20 protein-coding genes are annotated in these 24,941 nt (G+C 49.2%); 9 read left to right on the top strand and 11 right to left on the bottom strand.

The annotated features are described in order from the left end of the window. Positions 1–47: 47 nt before the first annotated feature. The 8 genes from AC0YNS_RS10045 to AC0YNS_RS10010 form a co-directional block, all read right to left on the bottom strand. Positions 48–395: a VOC family protein gene (locus tag AC0YNS_RS10045; RefSeq protein WP_475780845.1), complete on the bottom strand. Its 348-nt coding sequence runs from the start codon at positions 393–395 to the stop codon at positions 48–50. A gap of 79 nt (positions 396–474) precedes the next feature. Beyond that, complete coding sequence (locus tag AC0YNS_RS10040) at positions 475–1,140, bottom strand: copper resistance CopC family protein (RefSeq protein WP_475780844.1); 666 nt, start codon at positions 1,138–1,140, stop codon at positions 475–477. A gap of 166 nt (positions 1,141–1,306) precedes the next feature. Further along, complete coding sequence (locus tag AC0YNS_RS10035) at positions 1,307–2,440, bottom strand: copper amine oxidase N-terminal domain-containing protein (protein WP_475780843.1); 1,134 nt, start codon at positions 2,438–2,440, stop codon at positions 1,307–1,309. A 148-nt stretch (positions 2,441–2,588) separates the two neighbouring features. Next, positions 2,589–3,494, bottom strand: a complete 906-nt coding sequence (locus tag AC0YNS_RS10030; protein WP_475780842.1) for a M15 family metallopeptidase — start codon at positions 3,492–3,494, stop codon at positions 2,589–2,591. 320 nt (positions 3,495–3,814) lie between these two features. Then, complete coding sequence (locus AC0YNS_RS10025) at positions 3,815–4,588, bottom strand: SDR family NAD(P)-dependent oxidoreductase (RefSeq protein ID WP_475780841.1); 774 nt, start codon at positions 4,586–4,588, stop codon at positions 3,815–3,817. Between the two features lie 6 nt (positions 4,589–4,594). Continuing rightward, a complete protein-coding gene (locus tag AC0YNS_RS10020; protein WP_475780840.1) occupies positions 4,595–6,595 on the bottom strand; it encodes a YjhG/YagF family D-xylonate dehydratase in 2,001 nt (666 codons plus the stop codon). A gap of 24 nt (positions 6,596–6,619) precedes the next feature. Next, positions 6,620–7,402, bottom strand: a complete 783-nt coding sequence (locus AC0YNS_RS10015; protein WP_475780839.1) for an SDR family NAD(P)-dependent oxidoreductase — start codon at positions 7,400–7,402, stop codon at positions 6,620–6,622. An 11-nt stretch (positions 7,403–7,413) separates the two neighbouring features. Beyond that, a complete protein-coding gene (locus AC0YNS_RS10010) occupies positions 7,414–8,409 on the bottom strand; it encodes a sugar phosphate isomerase/epimerase family protein (protein WP_475780838.1) in 996 nt (331 codons plus the stop codon). A gap of 277 nt (positions 8,410–8,686) precedes the next feature. Here AC0YNS_RS10010 and AC0YNS_RS10005 point away from each other — a divergent pair, with 277 nt between their 5' ends. From AC0YNS_RS10005 to AC0YNS_RS09975, 7 genes are all read left to right on the top strand, one after another. Next, positions 8,687–9,400, top strand: a complete 714-nt coding sequence (locus tag AC0YNS_RS10005; protein ID WP_475780837.1) for a cytochrome c biogenesis CcdA family protein — start codon at positions 8,687–8,689, stop codon at positions 9,398–9,400. 39 nt (positions 9,401–9,439) lie between these two features. Next, a complete protein-coding gene (locus tag AC0YNS_RS10000; RefSeq protein ID WP_475780836.1) occupies positions 9,440–9,985 on the top strand; it encodes a TlpA family protein disulfide reductase in 546 nt (181 codons plus the stop codon). 34 nt (positions 9,986–10,019) lie between these two features. Further along, positions 10,020–11,144 (top strand): peptide-methionine (R)-S-oxide reductase MsrB, encoded by a 1,125-nt coding sequence (gene msrB / locus AC0YNS_RS09995; protein ID WP_475780835.1) that lies wholly within the window; start codon positions 10,020–10,022, stop codon positions 11,142–11,144. Positions 11,145–11,166: 22 nt separating this feature from the next. Next, positions 11,167–11,937: a response regulator transcription factor gene (locus AC0YNS_RS09990; RefSeq protein WP_475780834.1), complete on the top strand. Its 771-nt coding sequence runs from the start codon at positions 11,167–11,169 to the stop codon at positions 11,935–11,937. Beyond that, a complete protein-coding gene (locus AC0YNS_RS09985; protein ID WP_475780833.1) occupies positions 11,934–13,652 on the top strand; it encodes a sensor histidine kinase in 1,719 nt (572 codons plus the stop codon). The genes AC0YNS_RS09990 and AC0YNS_RS09985 overlap by 4 nt, the downstream gene beginning before the upstream one ends. Before the next feature lie 31 nt (positions 13,653–13,683). Further along, positions 13,684–14,358, top strand: coding sequence for a Crp/Fnr family transcriptional regulator (locus AC0YNS_RS09980; RefSeq protein ID WP_475780832.1), 675 nt, complete (start codon positions 13,684–13,686; stop codon positions 14,356–14,358). A 240-nt stretch (positions 14,359–14,598) separates the two neighbouring features. Continuing rightward, the gene (locus AC0YNS_RS09975) at positions 14,599–15,429 is read left to right on the top strand and encodes an alpha/beta hydrolase (RefSeq protein WP_475780831.1); all 831 of its coding nucleotides are present in this window, start codon (positions 14,599–14,601) and stop codon (positions 15,427–15,429) included. A 69-nt stretch (positions 15,430–15,498) separates the two neighbouring features. On the opposite strand, the gene AC0YNS_RS09970 is transcribed toward AC0YNS_RS09975, so the two are convergent. Continuing rightward, positions 15,499–17,748, bottom strand: coding sequence for an FAD-dependent oxidoreductase (locus tag AC0YNS_RS09970; RefSeq protein WP_475780830.1), 2,250 nt, complete (start codon positions 17,746–17,748; stop codon positions 15,499–15,501). A gap of 133 nt (positions 17,749–17,881) precedes the next feature. Here AC0YNS_RS09970 and AC0YNS_RS09965 point away from each other — a divergent pair, with 133 nt between their 5' ends. Then, on the top strand, positions 17,882–18,745 hold the full coding sequence (locus tag AC0YNS_RS09965) for a helix-turn-helix domain-containing protein (RefSeq protein ID WP_475780829.1): 864 nt from the start codon (positions 17,882–17,884) through the stop codon (positions 18,743–18,745). A 93-nt stretch (positions 18,746–18,838) separates the two neighbouring features. Beyond that, complete coding sequence (locus AC0YNS_RS09960) at positions 18,839–19,909, top strand: lactonase family protein (RefSeq protein ID WP_475780828.1); 1,071 nt, start codon at positions 18,839–18,841, stop codon at positions 19,907–19,909. A gap of 76 nt (positions 19,910–19,985) precedes the next feature. Here the strand turns inward: AC0YNS_RS09960 and rpiA are convergent, their stop codons facing one another. Together rpiA and AC0YNS_RS09950 are read right to left on the bottom strand one after the other, a co-directional pair. Next, the gene (gene rpiA, locus AC0YNS_RS09955) at positions 19,986–20,663 is read right to left on the bottom strand and encodes a ribose-5-phosphate isomerase RpiA (protein WP_475780827.1); all 678 of its coding nucleotides are present in this window, start codon (positions 20,661–20,663) and stop codon (positions 19,986–19,988) included. A 156-nt stretch (positions 20,664–20,819) separates the two neighbouring features. Continuing rightward, complete coding sequence (locus tag AC0YNS_RS09950) at positions 20,820–24,674, bottom strand: fibronectin type III domain-containing protein (protein ID WP_475780826.1); 3,855 nt, start codon at positions 24,672–24,674, stop codon at positions 20,820–20,822. Positions 24,675–24,941 lie beyond the last annotated feature (267 nt).

The following is a 24,941-nucleotide window of genomic DNA, read 5'->3' as shown; positions in this document are numbered from 1 at the left end:
TACCTTAACCATCGCCTTTCGGACTTGAACCAAGTGGTCAAGCCTAATTAGTTCTCCCAAAGCTCAATCAGTCGGCCCTCAGGATCTGCAATCCATACGAACTTTCCATATTCGCTGCTCTCTGGTTTCTTGGCAAGAGGTACACCAAGATGTGCAAGATGCGCAAGAGTCTCGTCTAGACTATGTACTTGGAAATTCAACATCACTTGTTGTTCGGTCGGAAAATAATGGTCTTCTGCGGTAAAGAAAGACAAGATCGTTTCATTGGCTGATTCAGGCTTTATCATCGTCCCATTCCATTCCGATATGTCAAGCTTCAGCACATCGCCGTACCATTTTTTCACAGCCTCAAGATTGTTGGTTCTCCAAAATATGCCTCCGACACCTTTAATCATCGTATCTGACTCCTGTCTGTTCTTATTCGTAACTAGCCGATTACACCTTCGTCAATTATTCTACCGGCAGGCTACGCGTTTATTTTTTCATAACAGCTCTAAACAAGAAAAATAACAAGACAAGGCATCCTACCGCAACTACAACCGTCACGGTTTTGTTCTTGTTGCTCTGATCATTGGCAGCTGCTTGTATACCTTCTTCAGGTAAAGCATTCTCTGCGGTTTGCGTGGCAGCATTCGACGAATTGACACTCTCTGACGTGTTTGTAATTTCAGATGATTCATTTGGTTCCGTTTGCGTATTCACTTGCGAGTTCGTGGTTCCTGCGGTACCTGAATCAGGCGCAATCTCAGGTGTCGCCGTATTGCCTTGAACCGGAGCAGATTCTGCCGGCAATGCGACCGTGAACGAATATTCGCCTTTAATATTGTGTCCGTCTTCCCCAATAATTCGCCAATTGACCTTGTAGGTTCCGTCCGTCAGAGGGGCATCGAATACACCTGTTACATTATTCTTCCCGGCTTCAGCCTTGAGAGGAATTTCATTATTCGAAGCATCCGTAACCTGAAGGACGACTACAGGTTCAATCTCAGTTGCAAAAGATAATGTGATCTCACTAAGTAGAGCGGCTACTGTCTCTCCGCTTGCCGGGGTTGAATCTTTCAAATCCGTATGGGCTGATACGGTTTGCGGGAGTATGAGAACCGCGAACAGTATGAAGCATAATGCCAAATATTTATTCATCTATGTATCTCCTTCTTGAGAATGAGGTCCTAACAATTGTACCATGTCAGCGTTCTCTTGAGATGACTCTTTCGGGCTATAGAATGAATCTTGATTCTCCCATAATGAGCAAACGGCAGCCGGATATGTTAGCCGGCTGCCGTAAAGTTTGTATAAAGGTATCAGACTAAGAAGCTTGAGCGGTTACTTTAACATCATCAAAGTAAAGGGTAGTCAATCCTTCGAATCCTGAATCCGCTCCGATAAGAATATAAATTTCGCCCTTGGCGTTAGCCGTCACCTTGGCGCTGTAATCAAACTCAACGCGTTGATAGCCATCCTTCCTAGCATCAGGCTTAGCAGCATTGCCAATTACTTTAACATCTTTGCCACCGGCTCCTTGGCTGCCGATGTCCACGTTCATTCGGTAATATTCCGATCCCGGAGAAGAGGTTTGAACCGATAAAGGTTCGTTCGCCAGAATACCGGCCTTCAGAAATACAGATTCAGCAGGAGAGCCGCCAATACCGCTCATTCCTCCGCCCGCCTCCGTGTACATGGCAAACTTCAAATTAACTTGATACGAAGTATTGGCTTTGAAGCCGCTGATTCCTTTGGATAGATACATAAACAAATCATCGCTGCGATTATGTCCCGAGAGCTTCAAGCCATAATTAGCCGTATTCTTGTCGATGGGAAGCAATTTATGGGCATAATCCAGTTCATAAATCTCTTTATCATAATCAACCGGCATATCGGCAAAGCCCCCCTTCCATCCTTCCATATCCTTAGTAAATTGATAATTGAAGTCTATACGGATTGGGGTTTGCTTCTGGTTGGTTAGCGTAATCTTGTGTGCTGCGGGTTCCCATTGTAGACGGACGCCCATAAGTGCAGCGAGCGAACGCGCAGGAACGAACACAGTGCCTTTTGTCTGGCGGACTTGCTCAGGAAGCTTGATTTTCTCTCCCTTCGCATTCACCGCATAGGTAGAATTCATTGTGAATGTAATCGCGCCAAAGCCTTCTCCTGACAATGTGATCATCTGATTCTTGTCATTCCAGCCGATTGATGCACCAAGAGAATCAGCAGCTGCTCTAACCGGAACCATCGTACTTCCATTTGCAATGAAAGGTGCTGCCGGAAGACTATGCTTACCTGTGTTATTGCTATAATTAACATCATTAATTTTGAAGGTTACAGCAGAAGAAGCAGCAGCATTAGTCGGCTTACTTTCTGCTCCTTGTGCGAATGGCGCAATGCCTGTCGAAATGACAGTTGCGAAAACAAGACTAGACAACATGATAGATTTTCTATTCATCAATTATATTCTTCCTTTCTACCGGGATGTACGTTCTAGACGCAATGATTATTCAAAAGGTTTCAGCATAACTACCGTAACTATTTAACAATAATTTCTAGACATTTCCCTGCCAAATAAAAAAAGCTTGATTTCTCGAGCTTTTGCTCTAGTTCACGATATCGAATACGGTCACGATAACGCCGTCTGTATTGTTGCCTGATATTTCGTAGTTGCCGATCACGGGCACGTGAAGCGTCGTGTTCGAAGCTACCGGAAAATAATAAACGATATATGTTTTTCCCTCTACGACGGTTGTTATCGATTTGCGTTCTTTCAAGTGTTCCAGATATTCTTCGAACGCCCAATGATTTTCTTGCATGATTGCGCTGTGCGGAAGCCCGACGTACCGAAAATGCCAAGGCTCATGAATGACGCCTGTAATTTCCGTTTTATCTTCCGGATACCGAACGATGAACCCGTATTTCCACGCATTCTGCTTCAGCCATATCCCTTCAGGAGCGTCTTTCATCTGCGCTGTAGTCGAACCGATGTCTAACGCAAGTCCCAAGCTATGCTCGCTATGTCCCGGAACCGCTGCAATTTCCGGACCCAGCTGATCGTAAAGCGCTTGCTGCTCCTCGTCACTGCGGTAACCGCTGCTAATCAGAAAGTTTTTGACTTTGTCAGAGGCGGCGTGCTTGATCATCGTAGTGAACTTTTTAGTCAGCTCAGGTGATAACCTAATCGTGTTGTCCAGTAAACCAAATCCATCCAACAACTCCTTATGCTTAAATAAGTTAACCGCTTTGGCGTCTGCACGGTTAGGGGGTACAGCAATTTCCTCATTCACGAGAAGCAGGTTTCCCTTATGTACCTGGTCAAGCTCGACTTGGAACGTCAATTCGTTGATCGGCGGGCTATTATCCGAGGTATGCGAGATTGGTGTTTCATTCGAGTCCCCCCCTTGCGCAGTTTGTTCAACCGGTAGTTTGGTCTCTCCATCGGATTGGAATCGCACGTAGATTGTCCCCAGCAACACTAACACTGCAAGCATAAAAAGCCAGTTTCTCATTTCTTGTTTCCTCCTCCTAATCTCTCTTTCACTAGGTTAAAGAAAACATTTAAAGATTAAGTAAGTGAAATACTTAAATATTCATAAAAAAAGAGGCTTCTCCCCGATTGTCGTCGACACTGAAAGGATTTAGCACCTCCCGTGTCTAAACCATTACAAATCTCAGAGCAAGAGCTGTTCTCGATGACATTCGAAAACGCTCCTATCGGCATGGCCTTGGTGTCGAACGGTCATTGAAATTATTGAGCCTCTATACAATTAACGCCAGTAGGCAGCCGAACACTTCGTCGGCTGCCTACCTATTGTTCTACAGCATTTAGTTAAATACCGAGGCCGCCGGCAATGGAGAGCTCCGTTCCGGTTACCTGATTGGATTCGTCCGATAGCAGATAAACCACGCCATAGGCCATATCCTCCGTCGTCTGCATGCGCCCGCTGGGTACGCGGGTTGCCGCCCATTCGTTGAGCTGATCGACCGAATAGCCCATTTTCGCATGCAGCTCCACTTCCCCTTCGGATGCGACCCAGCCAACGGTCACCCAGTTCGAGCGAATGCCATCCCTGGCATAATGGACCCCGATATTGCGGTTAAGCGTCCGCAGTGCGCCTTTTGAGCATGCATACGCGACAAGATCCTGCGAGCCACGAAATCCGTTCGTGGAACCGATTTGAACGATTGAACCGCCGCCTGTCTTCTGCATCTCCGATATGGCATATTTCGAGCAGAAGAAAGCTCCTTTCACGTTGACAGCGAAGATCGAATCGAATAGCTCCTCCGTCGTTTCCAGTATCGTACTTCTCGGGAAAATTCCCGCATTATTGACCAGGCCATCGATGCGTCCGAAATATGCGACGGTTTCCTCGATCAATTCGCGGCAAGCCGCCTCGCTGCTAATATCCTTCCGGATAAACAGCGCTTTCGTGCCGAATTCCTCAACCATCTGGGAGACAACCTGACTTCCATCCTGCTCGTTCCTCCCGGTAATCACCACTGAAGCACCTTCAGCCGCGCACATGCGAGCGATTCCTTTGCCGATTCCTCTCGTTCCGCCTGTTACTACGATCACTTTGCCTTCCAGACGAGGTTTACCCATGAATATTCAGCCTCCGGTCTCTTGCTTAGCTCTGGTTAATCGCAATGCTTCCATTCCCGCTTGCAATGTTTCGACAATTCGATCCACATCATAAATGCTTCCCCTCCAGGTACCTCCGCTTGCAGCCTGAAGCGCCGCCCATAGCCGGGTATCGTCCGGCAATGATGGGTTTGGAGCAAGGTTTGGATGAAGAGGGCGAGCAGCCAATACGACAGCACCGGCCTCCGGGCTGAAACGCTCTTCGCCCTGACCTATGAAATGAATGCTGCCTTCCAACTTATTGCGATCAATGCAAACATCAATCCAATCGCCGTTTCGCACTTTGCCCAGCGGCCCTCCGGCCAATGCTTCGGGACTAATGTGTCCGATGCAAGCCCCGGTTGAAACACCGGAGAAACGAGCATCCGTGAGTAATGTCACACGTTTGCCGAACGGAAGATGCTTTAATGCGGATGTTAATTGGTAGGTCTCCTCCATCCCCGTTCCGGATGGACCACCGCCCATTAGCACGATTACATCGCCTGCATGAATCTGACCGAGCTTGATCGCCTTTACGGCTTCTTTCTCGGATGTAAACACCTTTGCCTGACCGACATGGCGGTACACGCCGTCTTCGCCGACAACGTCTGGATCGATAGAAGTGGACTTAATGACGGATCCTTCAGGAGCAAGATTGCCGATTGGAAAAGTTACCGTCGATGTCAGTCCCCTGCTTGAAGCTCGTTGCGGGTTCATAATCACCTGATCCGGGTCAATGCCGTCGATTTCTTGCAGCCGTTTGCGTACGTTATGGCGCCGCTCGGAATCCTCCCACCAATCCAAGAGAGCATCAAGGGACTCGCCTGAGACGGTCTTTACTTTCAATTGGAGCAGACCGAGTTTACGAAGATGCAGCATGACCTCCGGGACACCTCCGGCCATAAACACACGAATAGTAGGATGATATTCAGGTCCGTTCGGCAGCACGCTCACAAGACGCGGAACTGCCTTGTTCACGCGTGTCCAATCCGCAACATCGGGCATACGGCATGAAGCCGCATAGGCGATAGCCGGAATATGCAGCAGCAAATTCGTGGATCCGCCGAAGGCCGCATGAACAGCCATAGCATTCTCAAAGGCAGCATCCGTCAATATATCACGCATGGTCATTCCGTTCGCATGCATCCATTGAACGGCCCTCGCGGATTGACGGGCCATATCGCTCCATATCGGCTGGCCGGAAGGCGCGAGTGCCGAATGCATGAGTGACATGCCAAGCGCTTCGGCGACAACTTGAGCTGAGGCGGCGGTGCCGAGAAACTGGCAGCCGCCTCCCGGCGTAGCGCATACCCGGCAGCCGAGATCGGCCGCTTCGTCGAGCGAAATTTGTCCATGCGCGAAACGTGTCCCCATGGTTTGGATTTTAGCCGCATCTTCACCGGCTGTCGGAGGCAGCGTGACGCCGCCCGGAACTATGATCGCGGGTAGATCGTGCATTGCGGCTAAGGCAATCATCATGGCGGGCAGTCCTTTGTCACAGGTTCCTATCCCAATTACGCCGCTCCTAGTCGGAAGCGACCGGATCAACCGCCGGTACACCATAGCCGCATCGTTACGGTAAGGCAGCGAGTCGAACATTCCGGTAGTCCCTTGCGAACGTCCGTCGCAGGGATCGCTGACATACGCGGCAAAAGGAACTCCGCCGAGTGCGGACACTTCAAGTGCCGCTTCTTTGACGAGAAGACCGACTTCCCAATGACCGGTATGATAGCCAAGAGCGATAGGTGTGCCGTCTTCGCCCCGGACGCCACCCTGCGTGCTAAGAATAAGAACTTGCTTGCCGAGAAGCCGCTCCGGTTTCCAACCCATGCCGACATTTTGGCTCATGCCGAATAGATCCCCGCTCGGAAGATTCATCAGCATCTCGGAAGTGAGCGGCAGCTTGCCCTCCGGACCGGCTGCGTGCGTAAAGATGTTGTAGTTGCTCGGCTTCTCTGACCCCATGATAAAACGGATTGCTTCGGTCATCGTTCAATTTCACCCTCAGCTTCATTATTTCCAGCATACGATCGTTTCGCCGGACAAGGCATCCGATGCAGAACCACATAGAAACAGGACAATATTAGACATATCCTCGGGCTGAGCGATGCGCTGTAAGCGCGATCTCCCTTCTTCGCTATGCACAGTCCGCGTTGCAAGGAATCTGCCGGTATAGGTTGGAGCGGGAGAAATGCAGTTCACATTCACATCGTACGGACGCAATTGCTCCGCCAAGCTTCTCGTATAAGAAGATATACCCGTTTTGGCTGCCGCATAAATAATTCCGTTCGTTACCGGAACATGCCCTGCAATGGAGCCCACATTCACGATTTTGCCGGATCTTCTGTTCCGCATATAAGTACCTGCAAACTTACAGGTATACATCGTGGATAACAGATTGCGTTCAACAACCGAACGAATATCGTCGATGGATATATCCAGCGCATCATTCGGATCCGGGCGAGGATTGTTTAAGCCGATATCGCCACCTGCGTTATTCACGAGAATATCCAAAGAGCCCAGCTCGTTAATTGTGCTTGCAATCAGTCGTTCCGCTTGCTGCGGGTCCGCCAGATCAGCCGCAAAGAATGCCGACTTGACACCCAGCTGTCTGATTTCTTCGGCAACCGCATGGCCTGACGCCGCTTCATTGAATTCAGCCGCTGAGCTGTCCCGAATGTCATGGATGATCACATTAGCGCCGGCACGGGCTAAGTCGAGCGCGTATTGCTTGCCAAGTCCTCGGCTGGAACCGGTAACCAACGCATTTCTCCCTTGAAATCCTGTCGCATGCATAGGGATCCCTCCTATTTGATTGCAGATTCAGAGCGTTTCTCATGCTCGCGGATATGTTTGGAGAGGTATGCCATCGCGACGTCCATCTCTTCCAACTCGTACTTGGCAATATCATCCGGCGACTGAGCCTGCTCGAATGGCGTTCTCCAATCGCCCTTCTGTCTGGCCCGATCTTCAACGAAACGCAGCAGCCTGGATAGCTGCCTCGCCGTGCGGGGCGGGTACTCGGTCCAATAATCCTCCCGAAGCACTCGCACAAGCCGGGCTTCCAGCGCACCGTGTTCCACGGACATCGTTACGTCCGGGTTCCGTTCGCTCAACAGCGCAAAGAGGTCCGGAAAATCAATGACGCCTTGTCCGATCGGACAGCGCACGAGCCTGTATCCCTCATCCGACCCGTAAATCTTATAATCCTTCAAGTGTGCGTTCTTGACATACGGCGCCACGCTTCGGAAGAAGTCTGCGGGATGCTCGGCTGTCGCAAGCGGATTGCCGGTGTCCAGCGTAATGCCGAAACGCTCGGAGTCAATCGTGTCACAGAGCCATAGTAATTCCTCGGATGCCAAATCCTGATGGTTCTCCACCGTCAGGTTGACGCCGATCGTTTCGGCGACTTCCACGGCTTCTTGAAACGCACTCAAGACCTGCTTCAGAAAAGGCTGCCAGCTTCCTGCCATATGACGGCGATCACCGCCGATCTTAGCCCCGCCTACAACGGTACGAAGCGTAAGCGCGCCCGCCATCTTCGATAGGTGAAGCGCTTTCATGAGTGACGTGGGTTCGAAGCCCCCAGTGGCGACATTCACGAACATACCTTTCTTACCGGCATAAGTTGCAACTTCTCCTGGGTCGCTCTGTGAAAGCACGTCTAACGGAATTTCAACGCCTTGAAGGCCATACGCTTCAGCCATGTCGATTTGGTCTCGAGCCGTAATACGGACCCGATTAGACCCGGCATGCAGCCCCATATGAAATACCGTGCCATACGCGGTAAGTCCGAATCTCATCTCGTTTCCCTCCTTATTCCGCTGTCACACCGCGGATTAGCAGTCATTAATAGGCAACTACTGAACAGGTGCAGCATCATTAATGCTTTTCCAATATTTCACTTTACAACTGAAAAGTCTGTCGATATAACACGAGTGCCTATAATTTTCTGTTCGCTTGTTTAGCAAGAATCGCCTTCGATTATATACATGATCATTTCACAGATTCTCATCATCAGAGTGTATACCTTTTCAGATTTGAAACTCGTACAATGGTACCAACAAGGAGGTGGTCCCGGTGTTGAATTTGCAAGTGTTCATTGGCAGCGTGTTTGTCGCCGGAATATTATCCTTCTTCTCTCCCTGCATACTGCCTATGCTGCCCGTGTATTTAGCCAATCTCGGCGGCACTGCACCGGGAAGTGCAACGAAAGTTGTCCGGATCGGAAGGCTGCGTTTCCATCCATCCCTAATTGGGAATACCTTATTTTTCACGCTCGGGATATCCTTCGTGTTCGTGCTGCTTGGTTTCGGAGCGGGAAGTCTTGGGCATGTCATTAATACCAGTTGGTTCACACATGTATGCGGGATCATCGTGATTGTATTCGGAGTATTCCAGACGGGGATCATTACGTTACTCTTCTTGCAGCGTGAGAAGAAGCTCGCTGTAGCATGGAGAGGACAAATGGGCTTCGCTTCCGCTTTCCTGCTTGGCTTCACATTCAGCTTTGGCTGGACGCCATGTATTGGCCCTATTCTCGCGGCGGTGCTCAGTTTATCGGCCAGCGAAGGGTCCGCCCTTCAAGGCGGAGGTTACATGCTCGTGTACGCACTTGGTTTATCGATTCCGTTTATTATCCTTTCCCTGTTCTCGGATCTGTTAATCGGACGATTACGTGCCTTCAATAAGCATCTGCCGAAGCTGAAAGTCGTATCCGGCCTGCTGCTTATCGTCATGGGAATTCTGCTTATGACGAACAAGCTGAATATGATTACGGCGTGGTTTAGTTAATCGTCGCTCAAGAGTTGCCATACAAGGAGGTTTATCATAATGAAACCAACAACCAGGTCGCTGCATGTCATTCCCCTGTTCATCCTGCTGTTTCTGCTGGCAGCTTGCGGCAATACGAATGCTGACCAATCAGCATCGACCGCGATAAACAAAGGCTCAGCCGCACCGAAATTTGATCTGAAAGATCTCGATGGGAATCAAGTCACGCTAGCCGGTCTAGCCGGCCAGAAGGTCTATGTGAAATATTGGGCTTCTTGGTGCCCGATCTGTCTCGCAGGCATGGACGAATTGAACACATTAGCGGGTCAAACGAATGACTTCAAGGTGATTACGATCGTTAGTCCGGATTACAACGGCGAGCAATCCGCGAGTGATTTTACAGAGTGGTTCAAGGGCTTGCAAGCGGAAAACACGGCTAACCATGTAACCGTCCTGTTGGATGAAGGCGGCAAATGGGCCAAGGAATTCGGAGTACGCGGCTACCCGACCTCCCTTTACATTGGATCAGACGGAATTCTGGTCAAGAAGGCACCGGGACAAAACTCGAATGATGTGATCACCAGCACGTTCAAATTAATTTCTTAGTCGCAAACTGTATTCTTAGCCGGGAGGGATTGTTTTGAAAAGATTAATAAGCGCAGTATCCTTGCTCTTATTGTTAGTTGTAACGGCTTGCGGAAGCCAAATACCCACCAATACAACAGGCGAATCTCTAGGCGCCATCACAGACGCCTCTACAGAACCAACTACGACGCGTTCGCCGAACCCGAACGATAAGGTTGACTATTCGCAAAGCAAGCTGCAAACGATTTATTTGGCCGGCGGCTGTTTCTGGGGAATTGAAGCTTATATATCGCGTATTTACGGTGTTCAAGATGTAACCGTCGGGTATGCCAATGGGACAGGGAACAATCCGACTTATGAAGATGTTGTTCAAGGTGACCGTGGTTACGCGGAAACAGCCGAGGTGAAGTATGATCCGGATCGCCTTCCGCTATCCGATCTGCTGACCGATTTCTTTAAGGTCATTAATCCGACCAGCGTGAATAAACAAGGGAACGATGTGGGCATCAATTACAGAACGGGGATTTATTATAGCCACGATAGCGATCTGTCCGTCATTAACGCGGTTGTAGCGAAGGAACAGAAGAAATACACGAAGAAGATCGTAACCGAGGTAAAGCCTTTAACTAATTACTATTTGGCGGAAGACTATCATCAAGATTATTTGGAGAAAAATCCGGATGGTTACTGCCATGTCGATCTTACGATTCTAGATGAGCCGGTCAAAGTCGATCCATCCTTATACTCCCGGCCCAGCAACGAGCAACTCAAACAGACATTAACGGATATTCAGTACAAAGTAGCCGTTCTAGACGAAACGGAGGCAGCTTACTCCAATGAATATTGGAATACCTTTGACGCGGGCATCTATGTTGATGTGACTACGGGAGAACCCTTATTCTCGAGCCGCGACAAATATGATGCAGGCTGCGGATGGCCTAGCTTCACGAAGCCGCTCGATCCGGATGTAGTGACCTACCACGAAGACAAGAGTTATAATATGGTACGTACAGAAGTGAGGAGCCGGGTCGGCAATATCCATCTGGGGCATGTATTCGACGACGGTCCTAAGGCATCTACCGGGAAACGATATTGCATCGACAGTGCTTCCATCCGATTTGTTCCGCTAGACGATATGGAGAAGGATGGCTACGGCTACCTCCGTTCCACAGTCGAATAACAAGTTCAAGGGGATTGAATCGATGTATAAGCTGCTAATCGTCGAAGACGAAGAATTAGTAAGGAACGGAATCAAACGACTGCTGCCTTTTGAGGAGTTCAATATTACGGAAATCATAGAAGCGGATAATGGCGAAGAAGGGCTTAAGCTCTTCCTCGCCCATCGTCCCGATCTTGTACTGCTGGATATTAATATTCCGAAGATGAATGGCTTAGAGTTCGCACGCAAAGCGAAGGAAATCAAGCCTGCAGCGAAGATCGCCGTCATTACAGGCTATGATTATTACGAATATGCGGTTACCGCGCTCAAAATCGGCGTAGACGATTACGTGCTCAAGCCGGTCTCCAGAACCGACGTGTATGAAGTGCTGCGCAAATTAGTCGAGAAGCTTCAACAAGAACAGCAGTTGTCCGAACTTCAGCAGGTTGTCAGCGAGTACAAATCGACACTTCAATTGCCGGACGATTCGGGGCATAAGGCATCAATTACTCAAATCATTGAAGATAATGTGGCAAACCCGGATTTCTCGCTTGCTGCTTTGGCGAATCAGGTCGGGTTTAGCGCTGGTTATATGAGTGTTTTATTTAAGCGACTGTTTAATGTATCCTTCCAGGATTACTTATTGGGTATTCGCTTAGAGCGCTCCAAGCTGCAGCTTCTCACTTCGGACATGAAGATTTATGAGATCTCCACCTCATTAGGCTTCGATAACCCGAACTATTATAGCGCCGCATTCAAGAAGAAATTCGGGCTCTCCCCCATTCAATATCGGGAAAGGATCAAACACTCGTGAAACTGATTCCCCGTTCTCTGCAATTCCGAATTTCGTGGATTTATATGCTGATCAGCGTGTTCACGATCGGAATAATCGGCACTGTGCTATATGTCGGAATATCCCGCGCGGTCATGAACGAGTCGATCCAATCTGCCAATTCGGCGATTTCTAAGAGCGGCAGTTTAGTGGAGATGTATATCGACCGGTTGAAAGTGTTGACAACCATGCTGGCTCAGAATCCTCAAACGATTCAAACGCTCTCTTCCCCGACCAAGGAAGGTGAACAGGTCGAGCTCCAGCTCATCCATCTTGCCCTCTTATCCGATCCTAACATCAAATCCGTCGTTGTCATCGGCAAGGATGGTTATGTGCTGTCCAATGAGACCAAATTAAACATGATTCGTTCTTCCAATATGATGAATGAACCCTGGTATGTTGCCGCGATCAACAGCACGAACCCGGTACTTACTTCCGCGCGCATGCAGAAGTTTTCGATGGACAAGAATAACTGGGTCATCTCCATGAGTCAAGAAATCAGGGATGCAAATCATCGTAATCTCGGTGTCGTGCTGCTTGATATTGAGTACAAAGGCATCGAAAATTATATGAACGACTTGGATCTGGGCCGTACAGGGTTTGCTTTTATCATTAACAGCAATGGCGGCATCGTGTATCACAATGATCCCTCTTACTTCACGGACACTGCCAAGCAGGATCAATTACGGATGATCAGCATGTCCAAGCAGGGCTATCAACCGTCGGACAACCGCTGGGTCAATCAAACGAAGCTGCGAAATTCCGATTGGACACTCGTTGGCGTCAGCTCTCTAGACGGTCTTCAGCAAGTGCGGAATCAACTGCTCCGCTCGTTCTTCTTAGTGGGACTGGGCTTGCTGCTGCTCATCATACTTGTATCCCCTTTCTTAGCCAAAAGCATCACCAGACCGATTCGTCGTCTCGAGCAGGCGATGCAAAAGGTAAAGTCGGGAACGCTGGAAGTCAGTGTGTCAGAAACAGGTGCAACGGAGGTACAGGGGCTTGCGCAGCATTTCAATTCGATGGTAACGGAGATGCGCCGGCTGATGCAAGACATCGAAACGAAGGAAAAGACACTGCACAGGTACGAATTGAGCGTGCTGCATAGTCAGATTAATCCACATTTTCTATACAATACATTGGATACAATCGTATGGATGGCAGAATTTAATGAGAGTGAGCGCGTCATCTCAACGACAAAGGCGCTGGCCAGATTCTTTCAGCTTTCCTTAAGCGGTGGCAGCGAATTCACGACGGTGGAGAATGAAATGAACCACGTCGCCCAATATTTATTCATTCAGAAGGAACGTTATGGAGATAAACTGAATTATCAACTTCATTTCGATCCGGATTTGTCTGCCAAAGTCATTCCGAAGATTATTTTGCAGCCTCTTGTAGAGAACGCCATCTATCATGGCATCCGGGAAAAAGAAGGTCCAGGACTTTTGCTTGTTACATGCCTGCCGAGCGACGATGGGAACGTGCAATTCGTCGTAAAAGATGATGGCGTTGGTTTCGATCCCGACATCCGCGCGAAGGCCATCAAGGAGGAGTCCACTCTGTCCTTGCCCAAATTAGGCGGTGTCGGCATCAATAACGTGGACGAGCGTTTGAAGCTTTATTACGGCCAACAATACGGGATCACACTGCACTCCCGCCCTGGCGAAGGTACAACAGTCAGGATCTTTATTCCTTAGTACATTCGAAGTTCTTACGGGGGTGACACGCTTGATTGTATCCGAACATTTATCTCTAATAATTTCATTATTCCCAAGCTTAGCAGAGATCACTGAACAGGATTGGAATCAGGATGGCATCACAGTGCTGCAAATGGAGCCTAATTATATTATTGAAGAAGGACAAATCCTAGAGTATGCAATGATGATTCTAGAGGGTACAGTCAGAATGTATAAAATAAGCGCCGGGGGTCGGGAAATCACTTTATATAGAATTCATAGCGGAGAATGCTGTCCTTTAATGACCACAAGTATTCTAGGCGAAGGTGAATATGAAGCTTCCGCTTGCGTAGAAACAACAGGTTTAGTGCTGGCGATTCCTGCTGAGATCTTTCGAGACTGGACAGATCGATATAAGTCATTCCGTCGTTTTATCTTTAAATCCTTCGCCAATCGAATAGTCATCATGTCCAATCTTCTGGACAGCATCCATTTCAAATCCATCCGTGGTAGAATTGCCGAATTTCTTATTCAAATGGCGGAGAAAGCCGGTAATTCCGATACTCTGCATATTACGCATGACATCATATCTGTTGAGCTGGGATCGGCCCGCGAAGTAATCAGCAGGTCGTTAAAGTTACTTGAGAAGGAAGAAATCATTAAACTCTCGAGAGGGAAAATCATCATTACTGATCGAAGCGCCCTCGAAAGCTATATCGAATTGTAGCGACTTCAACTCTAACGGTTGCCACAGTCGTTATTTGGCATAAATGTGCCCTGGATACCGACCATAAGCCTCGGATCCCGTGCGGTTTTCAGCATATCCGATAACTAATTAACCACCTCTTTGAGGTGGTTTTTTGAGTTGTTTATCGTTATGTGACAAAGTTACGGATCGTTTCATGCAGCCCTGTTATTATCATACCTATCAACCAACAACTTCATTAGACGAAAGGGGCAATCATACATGAACAACGTTGCTATGCAGGCCAATTCAAAACAAACGAAGAAACCGGTTATTCTATTTATTCACGGTGCTTTTATGACACCGGATAGCTGGTCACCAATGCGTAACTACTTTATCGAGCAAGGATATGAGACGATCGCTCCCGCATGGCCGCACCATGAACGGAGTATCGATGAACTTCGGAATAATCCTTCCAAAGCGCTTAACAAGCTTGGCCTGAAGGAAGTCGTTGACCATTATGTGCGAATTATTCAGGCATTGCCGGAGAAACCTATCCTTATTGGACATTCCTTCGGTGGTTTAATCACTCAGATTCTTATGGACCGCAACTTAGGAGCTGCCGGCATCGCAATTGACCCTGCTGCTACTAAAGGAATCAACCCTGGCGCTTATAAGACGGCATCCAAGTCAGTAGCGTCCATCCTTCTCAAGCCTTGGCGAAAAACCGTGAAGTTATCGTTCGAGCAATTCCAATTTGCTTTCGTAAATACATTGTCTTTAAAAGAGCAAAAAGAAGCATTCAACTATGCCGTCCCCGAAACAAGCAGGATCTTTTTCCAAAGCGCATTTGCTTCCTTCAATTCCGGGAGCCCGCTAACGGTAAACTTCAAGAACGGCAAGCGAGGGCCGCTCCTGATCATTGCAGGTGAGGAAGATCATATCGTGCCTGCTGCCATGGTACAGAAGAACTTTCAGCTCTATAATCAACAATCCGGAGCCACTACACATTTTGTAGAGTTCCCCAAACGGTCTCATTGGATTATTGCCGAGAAGGGCTATAAAGAAGTTGCCGATTATATTATGAACTGGGAACCGGCTCAATTGCGTTAAAGGATGACAAAGGGAGCAATGCCGAACTCGGCTAATTGCTCCCTTTACTCTTCTTGTATCGCCTATAACCTATTCGTACACCCTGACTTCGACAATTTCGGCACGCCGGCTTCCGTTAGTTGAATAAGCCACGATACGGATCCTATCTGCGGTTACAGCCTCATCCAGTGAATGAATACGCTTGCGTTGATGATTGTTTTGTCCTTCAGCCACAGCCGTCCATTTGCCGTTCGCGTAGACCTCAACGGCATAATTTTGAATCAGCTCCGGCATGATTGCAAACGGGGTACGGTGATGGTGGAGGTTGATCAAGTCCTCGTTAACGTCGTCATTGAACGTAACGTGGACCGAACGAACATTCACGTGCTTCTCCCAACTCAGCTCCAACCACTCTGACGAGTTTTCCCCCATGGCGACGGACGACCACAGATGAGGACCTGCAAACGGACGAGCGAAACCATCGACAGCTCTCTCAGGGGAGAATGCATTTGTCCCGGATAACAGACGGAAACAGAGTGGTTTGCGCACAAACGGATTCATGCTCCATTGCATGACTGGCTGCGATCGCTGATGGTTCTCGAGATCTGTGGAGACAGCTGGCTTCGCTCCATTGATAAATGTAAGCACTCCCGTTTGTAGCTGATTGGACAAGTGCACCGAAATAGGCTCGACGGCTTTAATGATGAGAAAGGCATTTTGTGGTGCAGCCGGTTTCCATTGCAAATGCAGCTTTACCCATTGCCTATCACCTTTGCTAACTTGCGCAGATGTAGAAGTCTGCAGCGTATGCGGGACGTAATTCTCGCCACGACCCGTATTCCAAAGCTCGACTGTAAGCGTCGCTGCTTCTGCAGCATCTACCAACACCTCAATGCCGTCAATGTCCGGATCTGCTGGCAGCAGTAAGCCGATATCTGACTTAAGGGGATAAGCTTCTACCGGCGTTTCCACCGCAAGTCTCGTCAACGTACTCGATGCTTTGACGGTCGCTCGAAGCGCCAGATCGTTCGGATCTTCGTTGCGCAAGCCGATGATCGAGGCATCCTGCTTGAGCATCGTTTGCTGCAATTCGCGCAGATGGCTATTATGCAGTTCGCGTGGTGAAATTCCCTTCTCTACGCATAATGCGGCCCCGGTACCCGCGGCTTCACCGATGACAGCACAAGTTGCCATTACGCGCGTCGTCCCGAACGCGACATGCGAGGCACTGATATCGCGGCCGGCCATGAGGAGGTTATTGACGTTCACGGAATACAGCGAGCGAAACGGAATATGATAGATGCCGTCCGTATGAAGGTGCTTAGATCCGCTTTCCGTCGAATACATCCCTTGCGGCGGATGCAGATCGATGGACCAGCCTCCAAAAGCAATGCGGTCTTCGAATTCACGCTGCGCCACGATATCGTTCTGATTGAGTACATGATCGCCGACAAATCGGCGATACTCCCGTTTTCCTGGGATAGAGCCGACCCATTCCAGCGTCATGTTATCGGCATCAAACTGGCCTGAGTTCTTGATATAGTCCCAAATGCCATAAATAGCTGCCCACAGCTCGTCACGAATCAGTTCGTTATCATGAACGGTGTCGGACTCTCCGCCCCATTCAATCCACCAATAGGCACAACCGTAATCGCCGCTGCGAATGACGCGTTTCATCGGAATCGTCGTTTGCGTAATGTCTTTGGCAAAAGTAGGCGGGATGTACTTCACAGGATGGCCCGCATCCTTGGTATAGAACAGAAGCGTGCTGCCGAGTGTAATGTCGTCTGCCACTTCAGGCGCCCAATCCTCGTTGTATTCTTCCTTCGACTCACGGCCGACGCGATACTTAGCTCCAGCCAGAAAGCCAACCAGTCCGTCACCCGAGCAATCCAGAAACACATCGCTTTCAAAGCGAATCTTTCGTTCTGATCCCATCATCCAGCCCGTTACGGAATGAATCTTCCTGTCGTCCTCGTCACCGCTGGCCTCTACTTCATGCACATCCGTGTTGAGAAATAAGCGGATATTGGGCTCGGCCCGTACCTTCTCCATGACGACCAAATCCCAAAAATACGGGTTTCCATCCATGTTACGGTACTGGTTCTCAATGAACAGCTCGCCCATAATACCGGTCTCCCTTGCATAGCGATGGTTTCCGTGCGCAGTTGCGCCACAAACCCATACCCTCACCTCGCTGCTGGAATTACCGCCAAGCACGGGCCTGTTTTGAACCAGCGAAACCGTTCTTCCCTGCCGAGCTGCGGCGATAGCCGCACATACCCCCGCCAGTCCGCCGCCGATAACCGTTATCTCCGTCGCCACGACCTCATTTCTCATATCCCATGCACTCCTTATTCGAAAATGAATATCTTTAATTTCATCTTATAAGATCCTCATTTTAAATAACATGCATTGTATTACGAGAATTGATATACTTTATTTCAATAGTACATCAAAGGTGGAAGCGCGGATGAAATTCGATTATTATGCAAAGTTAGTTTCACATGTCTATTGGGAACGCAAAGAACGTTTTGCGCTCGACCGTGATATTTATCCATACTGGACGATGTTCGCCGCGCAAGAAGGCAAATTTGTATTCTCGATCAATGATCATGAGGGGGAAGCTGGTTTCGGTGACTTGGTGATCTGTCCGCCGAATACTTGGTTTCATCGACGGACGATCAGCACACTTAACTTTCACTTTCTCCATTTCAATTGGGAAGAGGAACCCGTGGCCAATACGGATATGGATATGGATATGGATATAGATACCGCTTCTAATACGGATACAGTAAGGATTCCAGAATCTGAGTTCGGGGAGGAGCTCCAGTTAAGAGGGAAAATCAGCATAGCAGATGAAGTACGTTTGCTGTCCGATTTGCTTTATTTAAAAAAACTAGCTCCGGAACGGAACCAGATCGCACAAGCGAATAAGCAGCATTTATTGAACGACCTGCTGCGACTGGTGGCGTTGGAGCGTGGAAATGATCTGAATCCTGACCATACTGACATTCCCCCGGAGCTTCAGCAGGCGCATCAGCTCATGACTGCCCATGCTTACGCACCACTAAACATGCGGAACCTGGCGCATTCACTGAAGCTTTCACCGGTTCAGCTGACCCGTCGCTTCCGCACCGCTTATGGAGTTACGCCATCTGAGTTCGTAACGGAACTACGGCTCTCCCGAGCTTGTCGGCTGCTTGAGGAAACTGAACTCAGCATCGACAAAATCGCTTCCCGGTGCGGGTACGAAAACGGCTTTTATTTAAGTCGTGTATTCCGGCAAAAGCGCGGCATGACCCCCTCCTTTTACCGGAAAACACATCGGGTGTAGCTTAAAACGTTCCGCGAGTGCCTTTTCCCGCGAATAATGGTAAAATGTCAGCTTAGAACGATTATTTTCCAAGACATGGAGGTTTGCTTGACTATGGCATCGACATTTGCTTTTATCGGCTCTTATGCAAACGCGAACGAACCCGGCATTTACGCTTGCACATATGACAAAGAAACTGGCGCTCTAACGTTGATTGGTCAAGCGGATGGCCTGCAAAATCCGACATTCCTCGTACCTAACGGTACGAATCGTATGCTCTATACGATCATGGAAGGCAAGGATTCGGATGGCCGAAAATGCGGATCAGCTGCCGCATACCGGTTCGACCCTACCGATGGGAGCATGCTTCGCGTCAACGAAGAAATTACGCTTCCAGCTACAACATGCCATATTTCACTTGATGCGACGCGTCGATTTGCTATGACAGCGAGCTATCATGGCGGCATGATCAGCCTCTCGCCCATTCTCGAGGATGGACGGATCGGTCAGACAATCGACATGCACCAGCATGAAGGTTCCAGCGTTCATCCGGCACAAACACAGGCCAGAGCCCATTCGGTTATCGTAGATAACGCTGGCCGTTATGCTGTCGTATCCGATCTCGGCCTTGATACCTTGTTTGTCTATGAATTGGATTTACCAAATACGCGCATGCTCCTTCGCAGTCAGCAATCCATCACGCCCGGATCGGGACCGCGTCATTTCGTCTTTCATCCGGAGCTGCCATTTGGCTACGGGATCAATGAATTAAACAGCACGATCACGGTCTATTCGTACGATGCCGCTATAGGACGACTCAGCGTCGTTCAGACCATTTCCACGCTGCCGGAATCGTTCACAGGCGACAATGCTTGTGCGGACATTCACCTGTCGCCGGATGGAAAGTTCTTATACGGCTCCAATCGCGGGCATGACAGCCTGGCCGTCTTCCGCGTCAACCCGGCCGACGGCCGGATTGAACCGATTGAATATGCACCTACGCTTGGCGGACACCCGCGAAATTTCGCGCTGTCGCCGGACGGACGGTACGCACTTGTGGCGAATCGCGATGGCAACCATATCGTGACGTTCAGCCGCGATGCCGAATCGGGCAAGCTGCTACCAACCGGCAGCGAGCTTCACGTATCCAAGCCTGTATGCATACGTTTTGCTGAAATCGACTAGCGTTTGGTTAAACAATAAAAGTTCTTGTCATTGGTTTCTGACAAGAACTTTTTTATTTAAACAATAAAGCTATAAATCATAGTTCATTCACCGATCCATCGTTGTATCCAACGATCACTTTCGTTGCAAGCTTTATAAACAGGCCATTATCTACAACACCGGGTATCATATTAATCGTGGTATGCAGCTCGTGGGGTTGGACGATAGTCTCAAATTGACAATCCACAATATAATTCCCGTTATCGGTAATAAAAGGTTTATCTTCGCTCATCCGCAGCTGTGGAACGCAACCAAGCTTACCCAATCGTTTCCGGGTTAGCTCATATCCGAATTGAACGATCTCAACCGGCAAAGGAAATTTACCCAGCTGGCTTACTTGTTTACTTTCATCAACAATAATGATTAGTTCCTTACTGGCTGAAGCTATAATCTTCTCGCGCAGCAGCGCACCGCCACCACCTTTAATAAGATTCCAGCCATCGTCGACCTCGTCAGCTCCATCAATTGTCAGATCAATGGAATCGACTTCGGCAATAGAAAGAATCGGAATTCCTAATTCCTTTGCTAAATTCTCCGATTCAATGGAAGTCGCAACCGCTTGAATGCTTAGTCCATCTTTGACTTCCTTGCCGATCTTCTGAATCGCCCAATAGGCAGTGGACCCCGTGCCTAATCCAACAATCATACCGGCTTGTATGTACGCCGCCGCTCGTTCTGCAGCTACTCTCTTTGACTCTCGGATCGTAATATCCATGTTATCCCACCTCGGATAATTGTTTATCAGAGATCATACCACTTATTAACGTAAAAGTGAAAGCTTAACCAGGAGGAGTAAGGTTTGCGCCTTATTATTCTGCCAGAAGAACAACTGCCCGAAGTCAGGCTTCGGGCAGTTGCTTTTCATACCCTATTAAGTGAGTGAGTAATCGTCAAAATAAAACGTGCCCCGCATGTCTTTGAAATACGTGTATACTCGAACTTTCCATGTGCCTGCAGGCGCAGTATATGTCCCATGCACATGAACAAAACCGGAGGTCGTCGCCGTTCCCGTATACGCAGCAGCAACGTTATCTGCTAGTACCGTTCCGCTTGCATCAATGAATTGCACCTTAATTTGAAGCGTACTGTTGTTATTGGAAGCCACATTGACGTAGCCGTCGAACGTATAGGCTGTTCCGGCTATCGCATTCACATCCTGATACCAACCAAACCACGGCCCCGTAGTACCGTCAATCCTCAGAGACGATGAGCCGGATCTCTTGACCGATGTATTCAGCGAAGCGTAGTAATCCTGCTCGATCGTCCATGTTGCCGGTTTGCCTGAGCCGTTGTCGGTTTCGAAGCCGGCGTTCACAAGCAGATTCGTTCCACTTGTGGCATTCGTCGTTACATTCAATGAGCTGCTTGCGGAGGATACATTGCCTGCTGCATCCTTCGCTTTCACCGTGTAGCTGTACGACGTGTTCGCTGTCAGACCGCTATCCGTGAACGTTGTCGCTCCGGTTGTCGAACCTGCCAAGGTGCTGCCTCGATAAACATCATAACCCGTGACACCGACATTGTCCGTTGATGCCGTCCATGATAGCGAGACACTCGAGCTGGTCTTCGACGGCGACGTTAAGCCCGCCGGTGCCGTTGGCGCTTGCGTATCCGGCGCGGCATTTGTCGTTACATTCAGCGCACTGCTTGCGGCGGATACATTGCCTGCTGCATCCTTCGCTTTCACCGTGTAGCTGTACGACGAGTTCGCTGACAGAGCGCTGTCCGTGAACGTTGTCGCCCCGGTTGTCGAGCCTGCCAAGGCGCTGCCGCGATAAACATCATAACCCGCGACACCGACATTGTCCGTTGATGCCGTCCATGATAACGAGACACTCGAGCTGGTCTTCGACGGCGACGTTAAGCCCGCAGGTGCCGTTGGCGCTTGTGTGTCCGTTCCTCCGCCACCGCTGCCACCGGTCAAGTTGAAGTCGTCAAAATAAATCGTTCCTCGCATGTCTTTCATATACGTGTACACGCGAACTTTAACTGTGCCTGAAGGTGCAGTATACGAACCATGTATATTAACGAAACCGGAGGTAGTCGCCCCGCTTGCATACGATGCCACGGTTGACTCGGAGATCAGGGCATTGGAGCTGTTCAAGAATTGCAGCTTAACGTCTAGGCTTGTTGTCGTATTGGATGCCATATTGACGTATCCGTCGAACGTATAGGCTGTACCTGCCAGCGCGTTCACATCTTGATAGATGCCGAACCATGGGCCGGACGTACCGGTTACTTTCATCGATGCAGAGCCGCTTCGTTTCACGCTCGTATCTCGGAAAACGTAGTAGTTTTGCTCCATGGTCCACAAGTTCGGCTTTCCGTTACCATCGTCCTGTTCAAAACCCGGATTAAGCAGCATATTAGTCGGGATCGGAGCAAGCGTCGTCACATTGACCAAGCTGCTTGCGGCCGAAATATTCCCTGCCGCATCCCGAGCCTTCACTGTGTAGGTGTAAGCTGTCGAAGCAGTTAAACCTGTATCGGTAAAACTGGTTGCCGTACCGCTTGTTGAACCTGCAAGCGTGTTGCCGCGATAGACATCATAGGCGGTGACGCCTACGTTGTCGGTCGAAGCCGTCCACTGCAAGCTGACAGTAACATCCGACTTTGATGGCGAAGACAAACCTGTAGGAGTGGTTGGCGCTTGTGTATCCGGTGCGTTCGTGGTGACATTCAGAGCATTGCTGGCCGAGGAGATATTGCCGGCAGCATCCTTCGCTTTTACCGTGAAACTGTATGCCGTATTGGCTGTCAGACCCGTCGCCGTGAAGGATGTAGCACCTGCACCGACTGTTGATCCGATGAGCGTACTACCGCGATAGACATCATAACCTGTAACGCCAACGTTATCGGTTGAAGCACTCCAAGACAAGGAAACGGTCGTACTCGTCTTCGAAGGCGAAGTCACACCCGTCGGTGAAGTCGGTGCCTGCGTATCCGCAGTTCCGCTGCCTTGACGTATTGCTTTCACTGCGATATCACGAGTAAAGGACGGGATAGACGAGAATGTCAGGCTGCCGCCGGTAGCCGTCGCTGTCGTTGTCGACACATTCGTACCTGTGACGGTGTTAAAGTAAGTGACATCATACGTCCCATTGTTCATACCCGACAGTGAAAACGACATACTGCTCACCGTTCTCGGACTGCCCACAGTATAGTTGGCCGTCGTATCATTGATCCAGAGCAGTGCACGATCGGCATTTTTGTACCCGCCAACTTTAGTTTGGTTGGATTGTGCGCCGTAATCCGTGAAAGGCATCGTGACGAGATATGCTTCCTCGGGCTGCACGAAGTTCGCAAGTGCCGTGTGTAATGCTTTGATATTGGCCGGAACATTAAAGCCTGCCGCCCCTGCGAATTCCCAGAATAAATTTCCGCCCGCAGCTCCGGCTCGGAAGATCGGTGCCCACAGGCCATCATGCACATAACGCTGAACCGAAGCGTCATTCGGATCTTCACCGCCGCCGCTGATGCCATACTCCCCAACAAATGCAGGGCGATTCCCGAAGTCAGCAAGGAAATGCTTCAATTCGGTTTCCCATTTATCTATTACAGCCGGGGTGCTTTCGTATAAGTGGAAGTTCGTTGTATCCATGGTCGTCAACGTTTCCCAGGTCGATTGATTGAATTCTTGATGATCCTTCCAAGCAAAGCTTGTCGTCGTCGGACGATCGTAGAAATCGAGGCTTTTCCAGTAATTATCCACGGAAGCATGCCACGATGCTCGTGTTGTTGCATTCGTATCGACGCGATTGTCCGATTCATTCCAGTACTCCATCATGCCAAGCCCGCGACTGTAGCCCCATCTGGCAAAAACATAGCGCAGCAATTTCTTCTGATAGGCAATGGTAGTTGCATTCGTCCAGAAATCCGTGTTGTTTTCCGACCAAGAGGACGGTCCGCCGTTGGCCGTATTATAAGCGTTCTGCGGCCAATCGTAGTAGAAATCACCGAAGCTGTTCATCGTAAGCATCACATAAATGCCATTGGCTGATGCCGTATCCATCAATGTATCCAGCCGCGCTTGATTCTCCAATTGATATTTGCCAACGCCGTCATAGCTCATTGTAATTCCATTTTGCGTTGTTACGGTCGGTCCCCATTCTGGCGCATAGTTCCCCCACCAGACGCTGTACCATACACGCATCAGATTCATCTTAGCAGCACTATACTGAGGCATAGCGGCCAAAATCTCACTCGGAGCTCCCCATGCGTAATTCGTACCAATCAATGTCAGCTGTTTGCCCGCACTGTCGATGAAACGATTCCCGCTAATCCCCATGAAACCTCTGTTATTCCCCGGACCTCCGGCTGTAAACGTATAGTTTGATGACTGCCCTGTGCCGTTGCCATCCGCCACCTTCAAGTAGACAGAGTGCGTCCCTGTTTGACGTGGTGCATAACGAATTGCCCATTTGGGAGAAGAATTAGATAGATAGAATGCAGGTACCATCTCCGTCTGACCCGAAGGTGTAGTCACATAAGCTCTGGCATCAACCTCATCAGGGTTAAATGGATTCGAATATGTCGCGCTAAGATCAAATTTGATCTCAAATTTGTCATACATGGCTGGAGTCGTCGTATTCAGCGTAATATTGGAAATCGTTGTCGCCGCAGACACGCTGACCGGCAGTGCTAACAAACCGCCAAATGCCAGAATCAAACTTAATAATACCGATAAACCGGTTCTCGTTGTTCTCGTTGCTTTACCTGTCCTCATTCAATCTCCTCCTAAATTCGAATGACTGGGCTGCAAACATGAAAACGTTCTTAGAAAAGGTATCAATATTCCCTCCTTCCTAATTTTCGCAGGTTGTGCTTCCAACTGCTCTATTTCATTTTTCTTCCAGATGCCTTGTTCGGTCAACCCTTCAAAGTGCACCTTTTAACCTGTGGAACGGTACAATGACCGTAATAAACGTAAGAACAACTTTCCATTTCCTAACAATCATAAAAACAAACCGATTCTGAAACACTATAGGAGGCT

Source organism: Paenibacillus sp. J22FR21 (genome assembly GCF_056269135.1).
This window is presented reverse-complemented; position numbering and strand designations above follow the sequence as displayed.